We start from the raw sequence: 18,541 nt of genomic DNA, 5'->3' as shown, positions 1-18,541 counted from the left end.
CAGGGAGCCTGACTAATATGGGCGCCGTGAAGACCGCCGACCCGACGATGGCCCGGGCGATCAACGACCGGCTCGCCCTCGACCTGCTGCTCGAGCACGGCCCGCTGACCGCCACGCAGCTGCGCACGCTGACCGGGCTGTCCCGCCCGACCGTCGCCGACCTGATCGAGCGGCTGCGGGAGAGCGGGCTGATCGAGCGGGCGGGGGAGACCGGCGCCGACCGGCGCGGGCCGAACGCCCGGCTCTACCGTCTCGTCGCCGGACGCGCGCACGTCGCGGGCGTCGACCTGCGCCGCGACGCCGTGCACGTGGTCGTCGCCGACGTCGCCGGGACCGAGACCCGCACCGTGACGCGGCCCCTGCCGCCCGCCCCCGACCTGCCCGCCTTCATCGACGGGGTGGTCGCCGAGGCCCTCGGCGCCGCCGGGGCCGGCCTGAGCGCGCACACCATCGTGCTCGGCACCCCCGGGCTCGTCCGGCCGCGCACCGGCCTGGTCACCGCGAGCGGCGTCCCCGGCGGGCGCGCCGACCTCGGCGGGGCGCTGGCGGCGCGCACCGGCGCGCGGGTAATCCTGGAGAACGAGGTCAACCTGGCCACGATCGCCGAGCACCGCGCCGGCGCGGCGGCGGGCCGCGCCGACTTCGCGCTGCTCTGGCTGGACGACGGGATCGGCGCCGGGATCGTCCTCGACGGACGGCTGCGGCGCGGCGCGTCCGGCGGCGCGGGCGAGGTCGGGCTGCTCAAGTTCGGCGGCACCGACTTCTGCGGCCTGCTGGAGACGTCCGCCGTCCGCGGCCTCCCCCTGGACGCGGTCGCGGAGCGCATCGCCCAGGGAGTGTTCGCGCTCGTCGCCGTCCTCGATCCCGGGCTCGTCGTGCTCGGCGGCGCGTTCGGCCGCGCGGGCGGCGACGAGCTGGCCGCCCTGGTCGCGGCCCGGCTCGGCGAGCTGTCCCCGGCCGACACCGAGGTCCGGGCCGCGGTCGTCGAGGGCGACCCGATCCTGCGGGGCGCGGTGCTGACCGCCCTCGACGCCGCCCGCGACGCCGTCTTCGGCCGCGCCGCGCCCTCCGGTCAGGCCCGGTAGGTCGCGGGGCCGATGCCGGCGATCCGCAGGACGAGCCGGTCGCGCGTCCGGTCGGGGACCTTCGCCAGCGTGGCCATCATCCGCGCGTCGCGGCCCGCGAGGTAGACGGCCGCGGGCCGCCGCGACGTCAGCGCCTTGACGATCGCCTTCACGACGCCGTCCACCGGCGCGCGCGACCCGTTCTCGACGAACTCGCCCATCTTGTCCGCGACCCCCCGGTACAGGCGCTGCGTCTCCGGGTCGCCGCGCCACCCCGCGACCCGCGCGGCGGCGCTCGCCTTGGCGAAGATCTCGGTCTGCGTCGACCCCGGCTCCACCAGGCTCACCGCGACGCCGAGCGGCCGCATCTCCAGCCGCAGCGCCTCGGTCACCGACGCCAGCGCCGCCTTCGACGCGGCGATCGGCCCGAACGTCGGCGCGCACATCCGGGAGCTGACGGCGCCGATGTTGACGATCCGGCCCCCGGCCGCGCGCAGCATCGGCAGCGCCGCCTGCGTCATCGCCACCTGGCCGATGACGTTGACGTCGAACTGGCGCCGCCACTCCTCCAGCGGCACCGTCTCGACCGGGCCCTCGACGATGACGCCCGCGTTGTTCACCAGCGCGTCCAGCCGCCCGCCGGTGCGGGCCCCGACCTCCTTGGCGGCGGCCTCGACCGTCTCCTCGTCGATGAGGTCGACGACGAGCGGATGGACGCCCGCGGGCAGCAGGCTCGTGTCGGAGGCGCGGCGGACGCCCGCGTACACCTCCCAGCCGAGGTCGTGCAGGCGGCGCACGGCGGCGGCGCCGATGCCCCCGGCGGCGCCCGTGATCAGAACGGTTCGAGTGCTCATGCCGCCATGCTCGGCGGGCGGCGCGTCCGGAGGAAGACTAGAGTTAACACTATTAACCGGACTGACAGGACGACGACGGGGGAGGGGGCGCCGCCGTGCCCGACGCGACCGCCGAGGCCAGGCGCAGGGAACTCGGCGGTTTCCTGCGCTCCCGCCGCCACCGGCTCGCCCCGCGCGACGCCGGCATCACCCCGGGCCCGCGCCGCCGCACGCCCGGGCTGCGCCGCGAGGAGGTCGCCGCCGCCGCCGGGGTCAGCCTCACCTGGTACACGTGGCTGGAGCAGGGCCGCGTCAACGGCGTGTCGCGGCAGGTCCTGGACGCCCTCGCCCGCGCGCTGCGGCTCGGCCCGGACGAGCACCGGCACCTCCTCGAACTCGCGGGCGACCCCGCCGCCGAACCGGCCGCGCCCGCCGCCGTCTCCGCCGAGGTCCGCGCCCTGCTGACGATGGTCGAGCCGAACCTCGCCCACGTCGTCACCCGCTGCTTCGACGTCGTCGCCTGGAACGCGCCCGTCGACGCGCTCTTCCGCGACATGCCCGACCCGCCCTCCGGCGAGGACCTCAACGTCGTCTGGATGATGTTCAACCATCCGTGGATGCGCGCCAGGTTCCCCGAGTGGGAGGCCGAGGCGCGCTGGCTCGCGGCGCTGCTGCGCAACGAGGCCGGCCGCCAGGCGGGGAACCCGCGGTTCCAGCGCCTCGTGGAGCGGCTCACCGCGACCAGCGCAGAGTTCCGCGAGTACTGGGGGAGCCACGACATCACGCCGTTCAGGCCGTCCGAACGCCACTACAGCCATCCCGCGATCGGGCGGGTCACGCTCCGCTTCATGAAGCTCAACGTGGAGAACGAGCCGGGCCTGAGCGTCCTCGTGCACTACGCGCCGGACGGCGGCGAGGCCGCGGCCGCCCTCGCCCGGCTGGCGGCGATCGGACGAACGCCGGCGCCCGCCCGCTGACCCGGCCACCCCGGGACCCCGGTCACGCTTTGGGCAGCCGCTCGCCCGTGCGCAGCCGGTCCAGGCCCAGCCAGATGAACTCCACCGCCATCTGCTCGGCCCGGTCCCGGGACGTGTCCGGATGCTCCAGCCACCACGACACCATCGACAGCATCGACCCGTACATCAGCGGGACGAGCAGCCGCGCCCGGTGCTCGTTCACCGCGAGGGCGGCGGGCGACAGCTTCGGGTCGGCGCGCCGCCGCCGCAGCAGCAGGTCCGCGAACGCGGTGCCGAGCCGGTCGCGCAGCTCCCGCAGTTCCGGTCCCACCTCGGGCTTGTCGAGGTGCCGGATGACCAGTGCCCACGCGTCCGGCTCCGCGGTGGCGTAGTCGAACAGCACCCGGATCATCGCCCGGATGCCCTCCCGCGAGTCGTGCTCGGCGAGCACCGCCGCGTTCAGCCGTCCGGTGAGCTCGGCGACGATCGCCTCGGTCACCTCGACGAACAGCTCCTCCTTGGACGCGAAGTGCTGGTACAGCAGCGCCTTGGACACCTGCGCCGCCGCCGCCACGTGCTCCATCTGCGTCAGGTGGTAGCCGCGGCGGCCGAACTCCGCCAGCGCCACCTGCAGCAGCTGCTCGCGCCGCCGGGCGTACGGCATCCGCCGCCGCACGCCCGGTGACGCGTCCCCCGTCGATCCGCTCATCTACTCGTTCGTCCGCCGATCGTTCACTCGCCGAGGTACTTGCCCAGCTCGGCCCGCGCCACGGACCGGACGTGCACCTCGTCGGGCCCGTCGGCGAGGCGCAGCGTCCGCAGGCCCGCCCACATGGCGGCCAGCGGGGTGTCGTCGCTGACGCCCGCGCCGCCGTGCACCTGGATGGCGCGGTCCACGACCTCGAGCGCGACGCGCGGCGCGATCACCTTGATCGCCGCGACCTCCGAGCGGGCGGCCTGCACCCCCTGCTTGTCGATCAGCCAGGCCGTCTTGAGGGTGAGCAGCCGCGCCTGCTCGATCGCCATCCGCGACTCGGCGATCTGCTCCCGGACGACGCCCTGCTTGGCGAGCGGGCCGCCGAACGCCTCCCGCGACATCGCGCGCTCGCACATGAGCTCCAGCGCCCGCTCGGCCATCCCGATCGCGCGCATGCAGTGGTGGATGCGGCCGGGGCCGAGGCGGGCCTGCGCGATGGCGAAGCCGCCGCCCTCCTCGCCGATCAGGTTCTCCACCGGGACCCGCACGTCGGTCAGCCGGATCTCGCAGTGGCCGTGCTGGTCCTGGTAGCCGAACACGGGCAGCGGCCGGACGATCTCGACGCCCGGGGCGTCGACCGGCACCAGCACCATCGACTGCTGCCGGTACGGGTGGCCGTCCGGGTCCGTCTTGCCCATCACGATCATGATCTTGCAGCGCGGGTCGGCGGAGCCGCTGATCCACCACTTGCGCCCGTTGATCACGTAGTGGTCGCCGTCCCGCTCGATGCGGGTCGAGATGTTGCGCGCGTCGGAGCTGGCGACGTCCGGCTCGGTCATCGCGAACGCGCTGCGGATCTCGCCGTTCAGCAGCGGCGCCAGCCACCGCTCCTTCTGCTCGGGCGTGCCGAACAGGTGCAGGACCTCCATGTTCCCGGTGTCGGGGGCCGCGCAGTTGGTGGCCTCCGGGGCGAGGTTGGGGGAGCGGCCCGTCACCTCGGCCAGCGACGCGTAGTCGGTGACGGACAGGCCGTGCGCCGGGTCGTCGGCGTCGGGCAGGAACAGGTTCCACAGCCCGCGCTTGCGCGCTTCGACCTTGAGGTCCTCGACGACCTGCGGCACGTGGTGCTCGCGGCCCGCGGCGCGCAGCTCGCGCCGCTGCTCGGCGTACACCGGCTCCGCCGGGTAGACGTGGGAGTCCATGAAGTCCTGGAGGCGCCCGAGGTGGTCCTGCGCCCGCTCGCTCAAACCGAAGTCCATTCCGCTAGAGTAACTGACGAGTCAGTTACTTTGGAGGGGAGTCCCCATGGGAGTCGACGGCAGCGGCTTCGAGGGCAGCGGCTTCGACGGCACGGGCAAGGTCGCGCTGATCACCGGCGGCGCCAACGGCATCGGGGCCGCGGTCGCCCGCCGGCTCGCCGCCGAAGGCGCCCGGATCGTGGTCGCCGACGTGGACGAGCGGGGCGGCGCCGCCCTCGCCGACGAGCTCGGCGGCGCGTTCGTCCGCTGCGACGTGCGCGAGCCCGCCGACAGCGAGGCCGCCGTCGCCGTCGCCGTCGACCGGTTCGGCGGGCTGGACGTCGCGTTCCTCAACGCGGGCGTCGCCGGGGGAGGCGGCGTCGGCGACGACTTCGACCCCGCCGCCTACCGCCGCGCCATGAGCATCAACCTCGACGGCGTCGTGTACGGCGCGCACGCCGCCCTCCCCGCGCTGCGCGCCCGCGGCGGCGGCGACATCGTCGCCACCGCCAGCATGGCCGGGCTCACCGCGACCCCGTTCGACCCCGTGTACGGCGCCAACAAGGCCGCCGTCGTCGGCCTCGTCCGCGCGCTCGGCCCGACGTACCTGCCCGAGGGCATCCGCGTGAACGCGCTGTGCCCGTCCTTCGCCGACACCGACATCCTCGAGGGCATCCGCGGGCATCTGAACGAGACCGGCTTCCCGATCCTGGAGGTCGCCGACGTCGTCGAGGCGTTCATGTCCATCCTCGCCGGCGACGGCGCGGGCGAGGCCTGGTACGTCGTCCCCGGACGGCCGTCCGAGCCCTTCCGCTTCCGCGGCGTCCCCGGCCCCCGCTGACCCGTCCGCCGACCAGAACGGAGACACCGAGAACCATGCGCGCCGTCCAGATCACCGAGTTCGGCGGTCCCGAGGTGCTGACCGTCACCGAGCTTCCCGACCCCGTCGCCGGGCCCGGGCACCTGCTCGTCGACGTCGCCCGCGCCGGGATCAACTACGCCGACACGCACCAGGCCGAGAACAGCTACCTCGCCGAGTCCACGCTGCCGATGGTGCCCGGCGGCGAGGTCGTCGGCACCACCCCGGACGGGCGCCGCGTCGTCGCGCTCGTCGGCACCGGCGGCTACGCCGAGAAGGCCGTCGCGCCCGAGACGCTCGCCTGGGACGTCCCCGACGCCGTCGACGACGTCACCGCCCTCGGCATGATCGTGCAGGGCGCGTCCGCGTGGGTGCTGCTGCGCCGCAACGTCCACCTGGCGCCCGGCGAGTCCGTCGTCGTGCACGCCGCCGCGGGCGGGGTCGGCACCCTCGCCGTCCAGCTCGCCAAGGCGTGGGGCGCGGGCCGCGTCATCGCCACCGCGTCGTCGGAGGAGAAGCGGGCGCTCGCCCTCGAACTGGGCGCCGACGTCGCCGTCGACGCGAACGAGCCGAACATGAAGGACGCGCTCATCGAGGCCAACGGCGGCCGCCGCGTCGACACCGTCCTGGAGATGACCGGCGGCACCGTCACCGACGAGAGCATGAAGGCCCTCGCCCCGTTCGGCCGCCTCGCGTTCTACGGCATGGCGTCCCGCAAGGAGCCGAGCCCGGTGCGGCCCGCCGCGCTGATGTCGCACTCCACGACGATCTCCGGCATGTGGCTCGCGCACGTCTTCCGGCTGCCCGGCGACGTCATGCGCACCGCCCTCACCGAGCTGTTCGGCCTCGCCGCGGACGGCCGGCTCCGGGTGGTCGGCGGCGGCGAGTACGGCCTCACCGAGGTCCGCCGCGCCCACGAGGACCTGCGCGCCCGCCGCACCACCGGCAAGCTCGTCCTCGACCCGTCCCGCTGAGGCCCGCCCCCGCCGGGGGAGGGCGGCTAGCCGCCGACCAGGCCGTTCTCGTACGCGTACACGACGGCCTGCGTGCGGTCGCGCAGCGCCAGCTTCGTCAGGACGTGCCCGACGTGCGTCTTCACGGTCTGCTCGGCCAGCACCAGCTCGGCCGCGATCTCCGCATTCGACAGCCCGCGGGCGATGAGCCGCAGCACGTCCCGTTCCCGGGGCGTCAGCCCGGCCGTCGCCTGCGGGCTCGGCCGCTGGTGCCGGCGGCGCCGCGCGAAGTCGCCGATCAGCCGCCGGGTGATGGACGGCGCCAGCAGCGCGTCGCCCCCCGCCACGACCCGCACCCCGTTCACCAGGTCGGCCGCGGACGCGTCCTTCAGCAGGAACCCGCTCGCGCCCGACCCGAGCGCCTCGTACACGTACTCGTCCAGGTCGAAGGTCGTGAGGACGAGCACCTTCGGCCGCGCGCCCGCCGGGTCGGCGTCCCCGTTCGCCTCGCCGAGGGGCGTGCCGACCAGCTCCGCGGTGGCGGCCAGCCCGTCCATCTCCGGCATCCGGATGTCCATCACGATCACGTCGGGATCGAGCTCGCGGGCCATCTCCACGGCCTCCCGGCCGTTCCCCGCCTGCCCGACCACCTCGATGTCCGGATCGGAGGACAGCAGCGCCGCGAGCCCGTCGCGGATCATCACCTGGTCGTCGGCGATCAGCACCCGAATCGTCACGACGCCACCTTACGGCGTCAAGGCGCCCGGCCGTCGATCAATCGTTGTCCCTGTACGGAAGTTCCGCGACGACCCGCCACCCCTTCGGGCCGTCCTCGCCCTCCCCGGCCCCCTCGCCGTCGATGGGGCCCGCCTGCAGGTCGCCGCCCAGCATCATCGCGCGCTCGCGCATCCCGACCAGGCCGTGGCCGCCGCCGTGCGACTCCGCGGGCGCGCTGCGCGCGCCGTCGTCGGTGACCGTGACCCGCAGCGACTCCGGCCCGTACCGCACCTCGATGTGCACCCGCGAGCCCGGCGCGTACCGGGCGGCGTTGCTGAGCGACTCCTGGACGATCCGGTACGCCGACAGGTCCACGCCCGCGTTCAGCGGCCGCGGCATCCCGGCGACCACGGTGGCGACCGACAGCCCCGCCCGGCGCGCCGTGGAGACCAGGTCGTCCAGCAGGGCGAGCCCCGGCTGCGGGGCGCGCTCGGCGCCCTCGTCGTCGGAGCGCAGCAGCCCCACCACCCGCCGCGTCTCGGTCAGCGCCTCGCGCGCCGCGTCCCGCACGACGCCGAACGTCTGCCGCGCCGCGTCCGGCAGCTCGGGGATCTTGTACGGGGCCGCCTCCGCCTGCATCGCGATCACCGACATGTGGTGCGCCACGACGTCGTGCAGCTCCCGCGCGATCCGGGCCCGCTCCTCCAGCACCGCCTGCCGGGCGAGGTCCTCGCGGTGCTGCTCCTCGCGGCGGCGCAGCTCCGCCATCGCCGAGTGCCGGCCGCCGACCGCGTCGCCGAACGTCAGCGCCAGCGCCGCGAGCCCGGCGAGGATCGTGCCGAACCAGCCGGGCGTCCCGAACAGCACCGCCGGCGCGAACACCCCCGCGATCGTGACCGCCCCCACGCCGACGGTCGTCTCCCGGTCGCAGCCGACCCCGACGAAGAACAGGATCACCACCATCGCCAGGATGGCCGTGACCGGCCACGGCATGAACACGTCGCCGGGCCGGACCAGGACGATCAGCAGCATCCCCGCCGCCGCCGTCCGCCAGGCCCGCAGCGGCCACCGCGCCGCGAAGATCAGCGGCGCGGCCTGCAGGACGCCGAGCGGCCAGGCGACGCCGGGGTCCATGTCGTCCGCGACGATGGAGATGGCGATCGACCCGGCGGTGAACCCGATCGTCAGGGCGAGCAGGAACGCCAGCAGGGGATAGCGCAGCGCCGGGTGCGCGGGCAGGAGCGTGACGCCCGGCTCGTCCCCGCCCGGCAGCACGGCGGAGCGCACCCCGGCCGTCAGCCGCGGCCGCCCCGCGTCGAAGTGGTCCGTCTCGTTCATTTGGAAGAAAGCCTAGGACGTGCGGTAACGGGCACGCCTGCACCTGTGGAGGGAGATCCGGACCGGCCCCCCGGTATCGGGCGGGGCCGCCGCGCCGCGGCGACGCGATCTTGCGCATGATCGCCGTCAGGACGGACACTGCGGACATGACGGACCTGAGGCATCCGATCTTCGCCCGGCTCTACCCGCGGATCGCCGCCGCGTCCGCGAAGGCGGGCGTGGACGCGCACCGCGCGGAGCTGCTCGCCGGCGCGTCCGGCCGCGTCCTGGAGGTGGGCGCCGGCCACGGGGCCAACTTCCCGCACTACCCGCCGGAGGTCACCGAGGTCGTCGCGGTGGAGCCGGAACCGCGCCTGCGCCGCGGCGCGCGGGACGCGGCCGCCCGCGCCCCCGTCCCCGTCTCGGTGCGTCCCGGGCGCGCCGAGGACCTCGGGCTGGACGCCGCCTCGTTCGACGTGGTCGTGGCGTCCCTGGTGCTGTGCTCGGTGCGCGACCCGCTCCGCGCGCTCGCCGAGATCAGGCGCGTCCTGAAACCGGGCGGCGAGCTGCGCTACTACGAGCACGTCCGGGGGGAGACGCCCCGCCAGGTCCGCTTCCAGCGGTTCGCCGACCTGGTGTGGCCGTTCCTGGCCGGGGGCTGCCGGCTGGCCCGTCCCACCGACGCGCTCATCCCGCGCGTCGGGTTCACCGTCCGCGCCGAGCGCCGATTCGCGTTCCCCGACTCCGGCCCGCCGAATCCGGCGTCCCCGCACGTCCTGGGCGTGGCCGTCCGGGACTGAGGACGGCCGCGCCCGCACGCGGACGGCGTCCCGCATAAGGTCGGCGCTCCCGGGAAGATCGCCGGGCATGACCGCATCGGACAGCGACGGCCCGGCTCCGGAGGAGTCGCCGCCCGGGCACGCCCCCTCCCACTCGGCCGCGACCGCCGCGCTCCTCGCGGGCGCGGCGGCCCTCGGCGGCTTCCTGTTCGGCTACGACTCCTCGGTGATCAACGGCGCGGTCGGCGCGATCGAGGACGAGTTCGGCCTCAGCGACTTCTCCGTCGGCTTCGTGGTGTCGTCGGCGCTGCTCGGCTGCGCCGTCGGCGCCTGGTTCGCGGGCCCGCTCGCCGACCGCCTCGGCCGCGTCCGGGTCATGCTGATCGCCGCCGTCCTGTTCGTGGGCAGCTCGCTCGGCTCCGCGCTGGCGATCGGCGCGGCCGACCTGACGTTCTGGCGGGTCGTGGGCGGCCTCGCGATCGGCGCGGCGTCGGTCATCGCCCCCGCCTACATCGCCGAGATCGCGCCCGCCGAGCTGCGCGGGCGGCTCGGCTCCCTCCAGCAGATGGCGATCGTGCTCGGCATCTTCGCCGCGCTGGTCGTCGACTACGTCATCGCGGAGGTCTCCGACGGCGGCGCCAGCGGCGAGTTCCCCTGGGGCGGGACGGCCTGGCGGTGGATGTTCGCCAGCGCGATCGTGCCCGCCGTCGTCTACGGGGTGATCGCGACGACCATCCCCGAGTCGCCGCGCTACCTGGTGAAGCGGCACGAGACGGCGCGGGCCCGCGACGTCCTGGCGAAGCTGATGAAGCCGAGCGAGGTGGACGCCAAGATCCGGCAGATCGGCCGGTCGATCAGCGCCGACCGGCCGGTGCGCCTGAGCGACCTGCGCGGGCGCACGTTCGGGCTGCTGGCGGTCGTGTGGGTCGGCATCCTGCTGTCGGTGTTCCAGCAGTTCGTCGGCATCAACGTGATCTTCTACTACTCGTCGTCGCTGTGGCAGGCCGTCGGCTACACCGAGAGCGACGCCATGTTCACCTCGGTGGTCAACTCGGTGGTGAACGTGCTCTTCACGCTGGTGGCGATCGCGCTCATCGACCGGGTCGGGCGGCGGCCGCTGCTGCTCGCCGGCGCCGCCGGGATGACGGCGTCGCTCGGCACGCTGGCCGTCTGCTTCTCCACCGCGACCGTGGTCGACGGGGAACCCGCGCTGGGCGACGTCGCCGGCCCGATCGCGCTCGTCGCGGCCAACGTGTTCGTCGCGTCGTTCGCCGCGACGTGGGGCCCGGTCGTGTGGGTGATGCTCGGCGAGATGTTCAACAACTTCATCCGCGCCGCGGCCCTCGCCGTCGCGACCGCGTCGCAGTGGATCGCGAACTGGATCATCACCACGACGTTCCCCGAGCTGTCCAGCGTGTCGCTCGTCCTCGCGTACGGCCTGTACACGCTGTTCGCCGCCCTCGCGTTCCTGTTCACGTGGCGGGTCGTCCCGGAGACCAAGGGCCGCGAGCTGGAGGACATGGACAAGCTCACCATGAGGGCCCGCGCGTGAGCGGCTCCGTCCGATACATTGGAGGCATGCGAGCCGTGTGCGGGAACGTCTTCGAGACGACGACGCCGGGTCATCCCCGGCGCCACGGCCGCATGTCCTGACATTGCACGCGGTGAGGCCCCGGGAGCGATCCCGGGGCCTCACCGCTTTCCGGGATCGCGCCGGAGCCCGCCCCCGGACGAAGGAGGCAGGCGAATGGACGAGCCGAAGGGGCGGGATGCGTCCGGCGGAGTTCCCGACTCGATAGCATCGGAACCCGCCGATCCCGAACCGTCATCGCGAGGAGTATCCGTGTCCACCGTGTCTGAGCTGCGCATCACCCTCGACGGGAGCGAACGGGTGGTTCCCGCCGGCTCGACCGCCGGGCAGGCCCTCGACGCCGACGGCCGCACCGTCATCGCGGCGCGGGTGAACGGCGAGCTGCGCGATCTCGCGGGCGAGCTGCACGACGGCGACAGCGTCGAGCCCGTGGAGATCGGCTCCGACGACGGGCGCGCCATCATGCGGCACTCCGCCGCGCATGTCATGGCGCAGGCCGTCCAGGAGCTGTTCCCCGAGGCGAAGCTCGGCATCGGCCCGCCCGTGGAGAACGGCTTCTACTACGACTTCGACGTCGCCGAGCCGTTCACCCCCGAGGACCTCAAGCGCATCGAGAAGAAGATGCGCGAGATCGTCAAGCAGGGGCAGCGGTTCGCCCGGCGCCCGGTGTCCGACGACGACGCCCGCGCCGAGCTGGCCGCCGAGCCGTACAAGCTCGAGCTGATCGGCCTCAAGGGCGGCGGCGCCGAGGACGCGGCCGAGGGCGCGAACGTCGAGGTCGGCGCCGGCGAGCTCACCATCTACGACAACCTCGACGCCAAGTCCGGCGAGCTGCGCTGGAAGGATTTGTGTCGCGGCCCGCACCTGCCGAGCACCCGCGTCATCCCGGCGTTCAAGCTGATGCGCTCCGGCGGCGCCTACTGGCGGGGCAGCGAGAAGAACCCGCAGCTCCAGCGCATCTACGGCACCGCGTGGGAGTCCCGCGAGAAGCAGGACGAGTACCTGAAGTTCCTCGAGGAGGCCGAGAAGCGCGACCACCGCAGGCTCGGCGCGGAACTCGACCTGTTCTCCTTCCCGCCGGAGCTCGGCAGTGGGCTGCCCGTCTTCCATCCCAAGGGCGGAATCATCCGCAAGGAGATGGAGGACTACATGCGGCGGCGGCAGCAGGAGGCGGGCTACGAGTTCGTCAACACCCCGCACATCACCAAGTCGTCGCTGTTCGAGATCTCCGGGCACCTGCCGTACTACGGCGACGACATGTTCCCGCCCTTCCTCCTGGACGAGGTCGAGTACCGGGTCAAGCCGATGAACTGCCCGATGCACAACCTCATCTTCCGGTCGCGCGGACGGTCCTACCGCGAGCTGCCGTTGCGCCTGTGCGAGTTCGGCTCGGTCTACCGGTACGAGAAGTCGGGCGTGGTGCACGGGCTCACCCGCGTGCGCGGCATGACCCAGGACGACGCCCACATTTACACCACCAAGGAGGAGATGGGCGACGAGATCAAGTCGCTGCTGGGCTTCGTGCTCAGCGTGCTGCGCGACTTCGGTCTCTCGGAGTTCTACCTGGAGCTGTCCACCAAGGACGACTCCGACAAGTTCATCGGCGAGGACGCCGAGTGGGCGGAGGCCACCGCGGCGCTGCGGCAGGCGGCCGAGGAGTCCGGCCTCGAGCTGGTCGACGACCCGGGCGGCGCGGCGTTCTACGGGCCGAAGATCTCGGTGCAGGCCAAGGACGCCATCGGCCGGACCTGGCAGCTGTCGACCATCCAGCTCGACTTCAACCAGCCGAAGCGGTTCGGGCTGGAGTACCAGGCGTCCGACGGCACCCGGCGGCAGCCGGTGATGATCCACCGCGCGCTGTTCGGCTCGATCGAGCGGTTCCTGGGCGTGCTCGTCGAGCACTACGCGGGCGCGATGCCGCCGTGGCTGGCGCCCGTCCAGGTCGTCGGGATCCCGATCGGCGACGCGCACGTCCCGCACCTGGAGAAGGTCGCCGGGGCGCTGCGCGAGCGCGGGATCCGGGTGGAGGTCGACACCTCCTCCGACCGCATGCAGAAGAAGATCCGCAACGCGCAGAAGCAGAAGATCCCCTACATGCTGCTGGCGGGCGACGACGACGTCGCCAAGGACGCGGTGTCGTTCCGCTACCGCAACGGGGAGCAGAAGAACGGCGTCCCGATCGGCGAGGCGGTCGAGGAGATCGCCGAGGCCGTCGAGGCCCGCGTGCAGATCTGAGGCCCGTGGCCCCGGGGGCGCCCCCGCCGTGTTCGCGCCCCCGGGGACGGTCCGGCCGGTCAGTCCCTGGCGAGCACGATCGGCTTGCCGTCGCGCGCCCCGACCGCCAGCAGCGTTCCCGTGCCGGGCACGCGCGCGAGGCCGTCGAGGTGCCGGCGAGCGCGATCGCCAGGGCGGCGGCGAGGACGGCGGACGCGTGCGTGGTTCGTGTGATCTTCACGACACGAGAATGCGCCGGGCGGCGCGTCCCGATCTTGTTCCGCGCATGACAACAAGCGGGTGCGGCGCGTGCCCCGCTCTGGACGCAATCACGGCATGCGTCAACGTGGTCTTCCGCGGGAGCGGCTGCTCGACGCGGCCCGCACGGTCGTGGAGGACGGGGACTGGGAAGACCTGCGGATCGCCCTGGTCGCCCGCGCGGCCGGCGTCAGCAGGCAGACCGCCTACAACGAGTTCGGGTCCCGGCTGGGGCTGGCGCGCGCGCTCGCCGAACGGGAGCTCGACGGGTTCGTCGGCGGCGTCCAGGAGCGGATGGAACGGCACGTCGACGACGTCCCGGCGGCGGTGGAGGCGGCCGTCCTGCACGCCCTCGCGGAGGCGGGCCGCCGGCCGCTGCCGCGCGCCGTCCTCGGCGCGGGCCGCACCCGCGACGACGACCTGCTCGGCCTGGCCACCCGGGGGTCCGACCTGCTGCTGCGGCGGCTCGTCGAGGCGTTCCGCGCCTACGCCGACGCGGTGTGGCCGGCGATCCCGGGCGAGGCGAAGAACCTGCTGGTGGAGTCGCTGATGCGGCTCACCGTCGGCCACGCGGTCGAGCCGCTGCACGCGCCCCACGAGGTCGCGAGGGGCATGGCCGAGCTGACCCGGCGGCTGCTGTCGCCGCCGCCGGACGGGCGGTGAGCGTCCGCCCGAATTGGTAGCCTTCACGCTCATCGTGCGGGAGCGGAGAGAGGGCTGGACGCGGATGAAGACCAGGAGGCCGGTGCGGAGCGGCCGGTCGATCTGGGGACGCGTCGCCGGGTACGGCGGCGCGGTCCTGCTCGTCGCGGCGGCCGTCGCGGTCCTGCTCGTCCCCCTGCTGGAGGACGACGGCCCCGCGGGCCCTGCGGGCGCCGGCGGGCCCGCGACCGGCGTGACGGCGCCGTCCAACGCGCCCACCCGGCACACCGCGCCGCCCGCGACGATCGTGACGCCCGGGGCGACCGCGCCGGGAACCGGCGGGACGCCCGGCGGCGGCCGGGGCGGCTCGCCCGGCGGGACGGGCGGGAACGGCGGGCCGCCGATGCCGGACGCGGGCGGCGGCACCGGCGCGTCCTGGTGCCCGCAGGGGACGGCCTTCTACCGGGCGACCGGCACGGGCGTCGACGTCGTGGTCGCGGTGGCGTCCAGCGGCGCCGTCCGGGCCGAACTGCAGATGCAGGGCGCCGACCCGCAGTCGCAGCAGACGACGATCCGGGGCGGCAGCCCGCACACGTTCCGCTTCGCGGGAGCGTCCCCGCAGCGGCTCGAACGCGTGAAGATCACCACCGTGTCGGTGGGCGTGGCGATGCAGACGTGCTACGCCCGCGCGGCGACCTGACCGGAGCCCCGCTCAGGCGGTCGGCCTGCGCACGTCCTCGACCGACACGTTGACGGCCGTGACGCGCATCCCGAGCATCAGCCCCGCCATCCGCGCCGCGTTCTCCTGCACGGCGCCCGCCACGTCCCTGATCACGCTGCCGTACGCGACGACGATGCCGAGGTCGAGCGTCACCGCGTCGTCGTGCATCCGCACGCGCACCCCGCCGTCGCCGTCCGCGTGCGGGGCGGCCAGCGCGACGACGCCGCGCACGTCCAGCGCGGCCAGTTCGGCGATCCGCGCGACCACCGCGTCCTCGATCGCGATGCGCCCGTCCACGCCCGTCCCGCCGTGCTCCGCCGGACGCGCGTCGCCGTGCGGGCGCGGGGACGGGACGGGCGGCGGCGCGGCGGACGTCCGGTCGCCCGCGAGCTCGGGGGAGGCGGGCGGCGGCGCGGACAGCGGGGTGCCCGGCGGGCCGGGCGGGCCGGGCGGGCCGGAGAAGAACCGCATCGGGCCGGTGTCCGGGCGCGCGGCCGGGCGGCCGGGCTCGGCGGGACGCTCGTCGGGCTCGCTCATGATCGCTCCCACGGGACGGGTCGGGGCCACCATCGTGCCCGACGCGGGCGGCGGGCACGGGCGGCGGACGGGACGGCGGATCATCATCGTGGCGGAACCCCGGGCACGGCGTCACGGAGCCCCGCGATCACCGGCGCGTCCGGGCCGCCCGCCCGAACCCGGCTGCGGCCCCGCGGGGGCGTCTCTCTATGCTGCTGGTCAGGCCGTGAACAAAAGGAGACCGCCGCCTTGACCGCAGAGCCGGAGGAGCCCGTGGAGCGCGTGGAGCGGCACGGGCGCGAAGAGCCGTCCGGGGCGGACCCCGGTGACCGGCGCAGCCCCCGCCTCGAGGAGGAACGGGGCGGGGCGGGCATGCCCGACAACTTCCAGCGGCTCTGGACCCCGCACCGCATGGCCTACATCAAGGGGACGGGCTCGGGGGACGGCTGCCCGTTCTGCGAGATCCCGAAGATGACCGACGAGGAGGGCCTCGTCGTGTCCCGGGGCGAGACCGTGTACACGGTGCTCAACCTGTACCCGTACAACTCCGGTCACCTCATGGTCGTCCCGTACCGGCACGTCGCCGACTACGGGGACCTGGACGAGGCGGAATACGTCGAGCTGGCCGAGTTCACCCGGCTCGCGCTGGCGGCGCTGCGCAAGGCGAGCGGCGCGCAGGGCTTCAACGTCGGGATGAACCTCGGGCTGGTCGCGGGCGCGGGGATCGCCGCGCACCTGCACCAGCACGTCGTCCCGCGCTGGGGCGGCGACACGAACTTCATGCCGGTGGTCGGGCACACCAACGTGCTGCCGCAGCTGCTGCGCGACACCCGCCGGATGATCGCCGACTGCTGGCCGGGCGGAGACTGATTGCCGCGCGCCGCGGCGGGCGGCGGGCCGCCGGTCCCGGCCGCCGCGCCCCCGCCGGGCGTCCGGGTCAGCCGGTCTCGTGCGACGCGGCGGCGACCTTCTCGGTCAGGTGGGACGGGAGCGGCTCGTAGCGCAGGAACGCGCGGCTGAACGTGCCGGTGCCGTGCGACATCGAGCGCAGGTCGATCGCGTACCGGACGATCTCGAGCTGCGGCACCTCCGCCTTGATCGCGGTGCGGCCGCCGGGGATCGCGCGGGAGCCGAGGACGCGGCCGCGCCGCGCGGTCAGGTCCGACATGACCGTCCCGACGTGCTCGTCGGCGATCAGCACGTCGACCTCGTCGACCGGTTCGAGCAGCAGGATCGGCACCGACGCCGCGGCGTCCTTGAGCGCCTGGGCGCCCGCCGCCTGGAAGGCCATGTCGGACGAGTCGACCGAGTGCGCCTTGCCGTCGTGCAGGGTGACCTTGATGTCGACCAGCGGGTACCCGGCGGACACGCCGCGCTCCATCTGGTGCCGCACGCCCTTCTCGACCGACGGGATGAACTGGCGCGGGATCACCCCGCCGACGATCCTGTCGACGAACTCGAAGCCCTCGCCGGACGGCAGCGGCTCGACCTCGATGTGGCAGATGCCGTACTGGCCGTGCCCGCCGCTCTGCTTGACGTGCCGGCCGAGGCCCTTGGCGGAGCCGCCGAACGTCTCCCGCAGCGGCACCCGCAGGTCCACCCGGTCGACCTCGACGCCGTAGCGGGCGTGCAGCCGCTCGATCAGCACCTCGGCGTGCGCCTCGCCCATGCACCACAGCACGAGCTGCCGGGTCTCGGAGTTGTTCTCCAGCCGCAGCGTCGGGTCCTCGGCGACGAGCCGGCCGAGCGCCTGGCTGAGCTTGTCCTCGTCGGCCTTGGAGTGCGCCCGGACGGCGACCGGCAGCAGCGGGTCGGGCATCGACCACGGCGCCATGATCACGGGGGAGCCGGGGTCGGAGAGCGTGTCGCCGGTCTCCGCGCGGGTCAGCTTGGCGACCGCGCAGATGTCCCCGGCGACGCACGACGACACCGTCCGCTGGGTCTTGCCGAGCGGCGAGGTGAGGGCGCCGACGCGTTCGTCGACGTCGTGGTCCTCGTGCCCGCGGTCCTCGAGGCCGTGCCCGGACACGTGCACGACGGTGTCGGGCCGCAGCGTCCCGGAGAACACCCGGACGAGCGAGACGCGGCCCACGTACGGGTCGGAGGTGGTCTTGACGACCTCGGCGACCAGCGGCCCGTCCGGATCGCAGGCGACCTCGCGGGGCGGGCCGCCCGCGACCGGCGTCACCGTCGGGATGCCGTGCTCCAGCGGCGACGGGAACGCCTGGGTGATGACCTCCAGCAGCTCCTGCATGCCGATCACCGGGCCGGGGTGGTCGCCGTGCGGCACCGACGTCGCCAGCACCGGGTAGAAGCTGCCGCGCGCCACCGCGGTCTCCAGGTCCTCGATCAGCGCTTTGACGTCGATCTCCTCACCGGACACGTACCGGTCCATGAGGGTCTCGTCCTCGCTCTCCTGGATGATCCCCTCGATCAGCGCGGCGCGCTGCTCGGCGATCTGCTCCAGGTAGCGCGGGTCGGGCTCGCACTCGGTGCGCCGCCCGGTGGAGTAGTCGAGGCAGCGCTGCGTCAGCAGCCCGATCAGCCCCGTCGGGCCGCCGTCCCCGTCGGTGGGGAAGTAGACCGGGGCGACGCCCTCGCCGAAGGCGTCCTGGCAGGCCAGGACGGTGTCGTCGTAGTCGCCGCGCTGCTGGTCGATCTTGCTGATGACGACCGCGCGCGGCATCCCCACCGCGGCGCACTCGTCCCACAGCATCCGGGTGAGCCCGTCGATGCCGTCCACCGCCGAGATCACGAACAGCGCGGCGTCCGCGGCGCGCAGCCCGGCCCGCAGGTCCCCGACGAAGTCGGCGTATCCCGGCGTGTCGATCAGGTTGATCTTGACGCCCGCGTGCTCGAGCGGGGCGAGCGCGAGGTTGACCGAGCGCCGCCGCCGCAGTTCGGCCTCGTCGAAGTCGCTGACGGTGGTGCCGTCCTCCACCCGGCCGGCCCGCTGGATCGTGCCGGTGGCCGCGAGCAGCGCCTCGACGAGGGTCGTCTTGCCCGCCCCGGAATGGCCGACCAGCGCGACGTTGCGCACCTTGTCGCACCCGCCGGCCTCCGGTGCCCTGCCGGCGCCCCCGGTGTGGCCTCCCTTGTCCGCCATGGCTACCTCCTCGGACGGTCTCCGCGCGGATCTCGCGCGCAGGCCCGCGTACGGTGGGGCCCGGGCCCGGCGGCCCGGCC

Annotated in this window: 17 protein-coding genes; 10 read left to right on the top strand and 7 right to left on the bottom strand. The window is 74.2% G+C overall.

Annotation, left to right across the window (positions count from 1 at the left end; translation table 11 throughout):
* The first annotated feature begins 26 nt into the window (after positions 1-26).
* Positions 27-1,085 carry an ROK family transcriptional regulator gene (locus AB0L25_RS21445; RefSeq protein WP_500174388.1) on the top strand — a complete coding sequence of 353 codons (1,059 nt, stop codon included), beginning with the start codon at positions 27-29 and terminating at the stop codon, positions 1,083-1,085.
* On the opposite strand, the gene AB0L25_RS21440 is transcribed toward AB0L25_RS21445, so the two are convergent.
* On the bottom strand, positions 1,073-1,918 hold the full coding sequence (locus AB0L25_RS21440; RefSeq protein ID WP_500174387.1) for an SDR family NAD(P)-dependent oxidoreductase: 846 nt from the start codon (positions 1,916-1,918) through the stop codon (positions 1,073-1,075). The genes AB0L25_RS21445 and AB0L25_RS21440 overlap by 13 nt on opposite strands.
* 95 nt (positions 1,919-2,013) lie before the next feature.
* On the opposite strand from AB0L25_RS21440, the gene AB0L25_RS21435 reads away from it, so the two are divergent.
* The gene (locus AB0L25_RS21435; protein ID WP_500174386.1) at positions 2,014-2,874 is read left to right on the top strand and encodes a helix-turn-helix transcriptional regulator; all 861 of its coding nucleotides are present in this window, start codon (positions 2,014-2,016) and stop codon (positions 2,872-2,874) included.
* Positions 2,875-2,896: 22 nt separating this feature from the next.
* Here AB0L25_RS21435 and AB0L25_RS21430 read toward each other — a convergent pair whose 3' ends face one another.
* Together AB0L25_RS21430 and AB0L25_RS21425 are read right to left on the bottom strand one after the other, a co-directional pair.
* Positions 2,897-3,562 (bottom strand): TetR/AcrR family transcriptional regulator, encoded by a 666-nt coding sequence (locus AB0L25_RS21430; protein WP_500174385.1) that lies wholly within the window; start codon positions 3,560-3,562, stop codon positions 2,897-2,899.
* Between the two features lie 23 nt (positions 3,563-3,585).
* The gene (locus AB0L25_RS21425) at positions 3,586-4,809 is read right to left on the bottom strand and encodes an acyl-CoA dehydrogenase family protein (protein ID WP_500174384.1); all 1,224 of its coding nucleotides are present in this window, start codon (positions 4,807-4,809) and stop codon (positions 3,586-3,588) included.
* Between the two features lie 46 nt (positions 4,810-4,855).
* Between AB0L25_RS21425 and AB0L25_RS21420 the strand changes: the two genes are divergently transcribed.
* Complete coding sequence (locus AB0L25_RS21420) at positions 4,856-5,629, top strand: SDR family oxidoreductase (RefSeq protein ID WP_500174383.1); 774 nt, start codon at positions 4,856-4,858, stop codon at positions 5,627-5,629.
* A gap of 35 nt (positions 5,630-5,664) precedes the next feature.
* Positions 5,665-6,621 carry a quinone oxidoreductase family protein gene (locus AB0L25_RS21415; RefSeq protein WP_500174382.1) on the top strand — a complete coding sequence of 319 codons (957 nt, stop codon included), beginning with the start codon at positions 5,665-5,667 and terminating at the stop codon, positions 6,619-6,621.
* 26 nt (positions 6,622-6,647) lie between these two features.
* On the opposite strand, the gene AB0L25_RS21410 is transcribed toward AB0L25_RS21415, so the two are convergent.
* Together AB0L25_RS21410 and AB0L25_RS21405 are read right to left on the bottom strand one after the other, a co-directional pair.
* Positions 6,648-7,301 carry a LuxR C-terminal-related transcriptional regulator gene (locus AB0L25_RS21410; RefSeq protein WP_500174441.1) on the bottom strand — a complete coding sequence of 218 codons (654 nt, stop codon included), beginning with the start codon at positions 7,299-7,301 and terminating at the stop codon, positions 6,648-6,650.
* A gap of 73 nt (positions 7,302-7,374) precedes the next feature.
* A complete protein-coding gene (locus AB0L25_RS21405; RefSeq protein WP_500174381.1) occupies positions 7,375-8,655 on the bottom strand; it encodes a sensor histidine kinase in 1,281 nt (426 codons plus the stop codon).
* Between the two features lie 146 nt (positions 8,656-8,801).
* On the opposite strand from AB0L25_RS21405, the gene AB0L25_RS21400 reads away from it, so the two are divergent.
* The 5 genes from AB0L25_RS21400 to AB0L25_RS21380 all read left to right on the top strand — a co-directional run bounded on the left by AB0L25_RS21400 (position 8,802) and on the right by AB0L25_RS21380 (position 14,818).
* Entirely contained in the window at positions 8,802-9,434 is a 633-nt protein-coding gene (locus AB0L25_RS21400; protein WP_500174380.1) for a class I SAM-dependent methyltransferase, read from the top strand.
* 67 nt (positions 9,435-9,501) lie between these two features.
* On the top strand, positions 9,502-10,965 hold the full coding sequence (locus AB0L25_RS21395; protein ID WP_500174379.1) for a sugar porter family MFS transporter: 1,464 nt from the start codon (positions 9,502-9,504) through the stop codon (positions 10,963-10,965).
* Positions 10,966-11,256: 291 nt separating this feature from the next.
* Positions 11,257-13,239, top strand: coding sequence for a threonine--tRNA ligase (thrS, locus tag AB0L25_RS21390; protein ID WP_500174378.1), 1,983 nt, complete (start codon positions 11,257-11,259; stop codon positions 13,237-13,239).
* 315 nt (positions 13,240-13,554) lie between these two features.
* A complete protein-coding gene (locus AB0L25_RS21385; protein WP_500174377.1) occupies positions 13,555-14,139 on the top strand; it encodes a TetR/AcrR family transcriptional regulator in 585 nt (194 codons plus the stop codon).
* Between the two features lie 34 nt (positions 14,140-14,173).
* A complete protein-coding gene (locus AB0L25_RS21380) occupies positions 14,174-14,818 on the top strand; it encodes a hypothetical protein (protein WP_500174376.1) in 645 nt (214 codons plus the stop codon).
* Positions 14,819-14,830: 12 nt separating this feature from the next.
* On the opposite strand, the gene AB0L25_RS21375 is transcribed toward AB0L25_RS21380, so the two are convergent.
* The gene (locus AB0L25_RS21375; protein WP_500174375.1) at positions 14,831-15,376 is read right to left on the bottom strand and encodes an Asp23/Gls24 family envelope stress response protein; all 546 of its coding nucleotides are present in this window, start codon (positions 15,374-15,376) and stop codon (positions 14,831-14,833) included.
* 351 nt (positions 15,377-15,727) lie between these two features.
* Between AB0L25_RS21375 and AB0L25_RS21370 the strand changes: the two genes are divergently transcribed.
* Positions 15,728-16,225 carry an HIT family protein gene (locus tag AB0L25_RS21370; protein ID WP_500174440.1) on the top strand — a complete coding sequence of 166 codons (498 nt, stop codon included), beginning with the start codon at positions 15,728-15,730 and terminating at the stop codon, positions 16,223-16,225.
* A gap of 67 nt (positions 16,226-16,292) precedes the next feature.
* On the opposite strand, the gene AB0L25_RS21365 is transcribed toward AB0L25_RS21370, so the two are convergent.
* Positions 16,293-18,461: an elongation factor G-like protein EF-G2 gene (locus AB0L25_RS21365; RefSeq protein WP_500174374.1), complete on the bottom strand. Its 2,169-nt coding sequence runs from the start codon at positions 18,459-18,461 to the stop codon at positions 16,293-16,295.
* Positions 18,462-18,541 lie beyond the last annotated feature (80 nt).

It is taken from the genome of Spirillospora sp. NPDC052242 (assembly GCF_040679555.1).
Lineage (GTDB): Bacteria > Actinomycetota > Actinomycetes > Streptosporangiales > Streptosporangiaceae > Spirillospora.
This window is presented reverse-complemented; position numbering and strand designations above follow the sequence as displayed.

Coding starts and splice junctions, on each gene's coding strand:
- AB0L25_RS21420 (WP_500174383.1), top strand. CDS start 4,856: ATGGGAGTCGACGGCAGCGGCTTCGAGGGCAGCGGCTTCGACGGCACG.
- AB0L25_RS21385 (WP_500174377.1), top strand. CDS start 13,555: ATGCGTCAACGTGGTCTTCCGCGGGAGCGGCTGCTCGACGCGGCCCGC.
- AB0L25_RS21405 (WP_500174381.1), bottom strand. CDS start 8,655: ATGAACGAGACGGACCACTTCGACGCGGGGCGGCCGCGGCTGACGGCC.
- AB0L25_RS21440 (WP_500174387.1), bottom strand. CDS start 1,918: ATGAGCACTCGAACCGTTCTGATCACGGGCGCCGCCGGGGGCATCGGC.
- AB0L25_RS21375 (WP_500174375.1), bottom strand. CDS start 15,376: ATGAGCGAGCCCGACGAGCGTCCCGCCGAGCCCGGCCGCCCGGCCGCG.
- AB0L25_RS21430 (WP_500174385.1), bottom strand. CDS start 3,562: ATGAGCGGATCGACGGGGGACGCGTCACCGGGCGTGCGGCGGCGGATG.
- AB0L25_RS21400 (WP_500174380.1), top strand. CDS start 8,802: ATGACGGACCTGAGGCATCCGATCTTCGCCCGGCTCTACCCGCGGATC.
- AB0L25_RS21410 (WP_500174441.1), bottom strand. CDS start 7,301: ATGATCCGCGACGGGCTCGCGGCGCTGCTGTCCTCCGATCCGGACATC.
- AB0L25_RS21425 (WP_500174384.1), bottom strand. CDS start 4,809: ATGGACTTCGGTTTGAGCGAGCGGGCGCAGGACCACCTCGGGCGCCTC.
- AB0L25_RS21365 (WP_500174374.1), bottom strand. CDS start 18,461: ATGGCGGACAAGGGAGGCCACACCGGGGGCGCCGGCAGGGCACCGGAG.
- AB0L25_RS21370 (WP_500174440.1), top strand. CDS start 15,728: ATGCCCGACAACTTCCAGCGGCTCTGGACCCCGCACCGCATGGCCTAC.
- AB0L25_RS21415 (WP_500174382.1), top strand. CDS start 5,665: ATGCGCGCCGTCCAGATCACCGAGTTCGGCGGTCCCGAGGTGCTGACC.
- AB0L25_RS21395 (WP_500174379.1), top strand. CDS start 9,502: ATGACCGCATCGGACAGCGACGGCCCGGCTCCGGAGGAGTCGCCGCCC.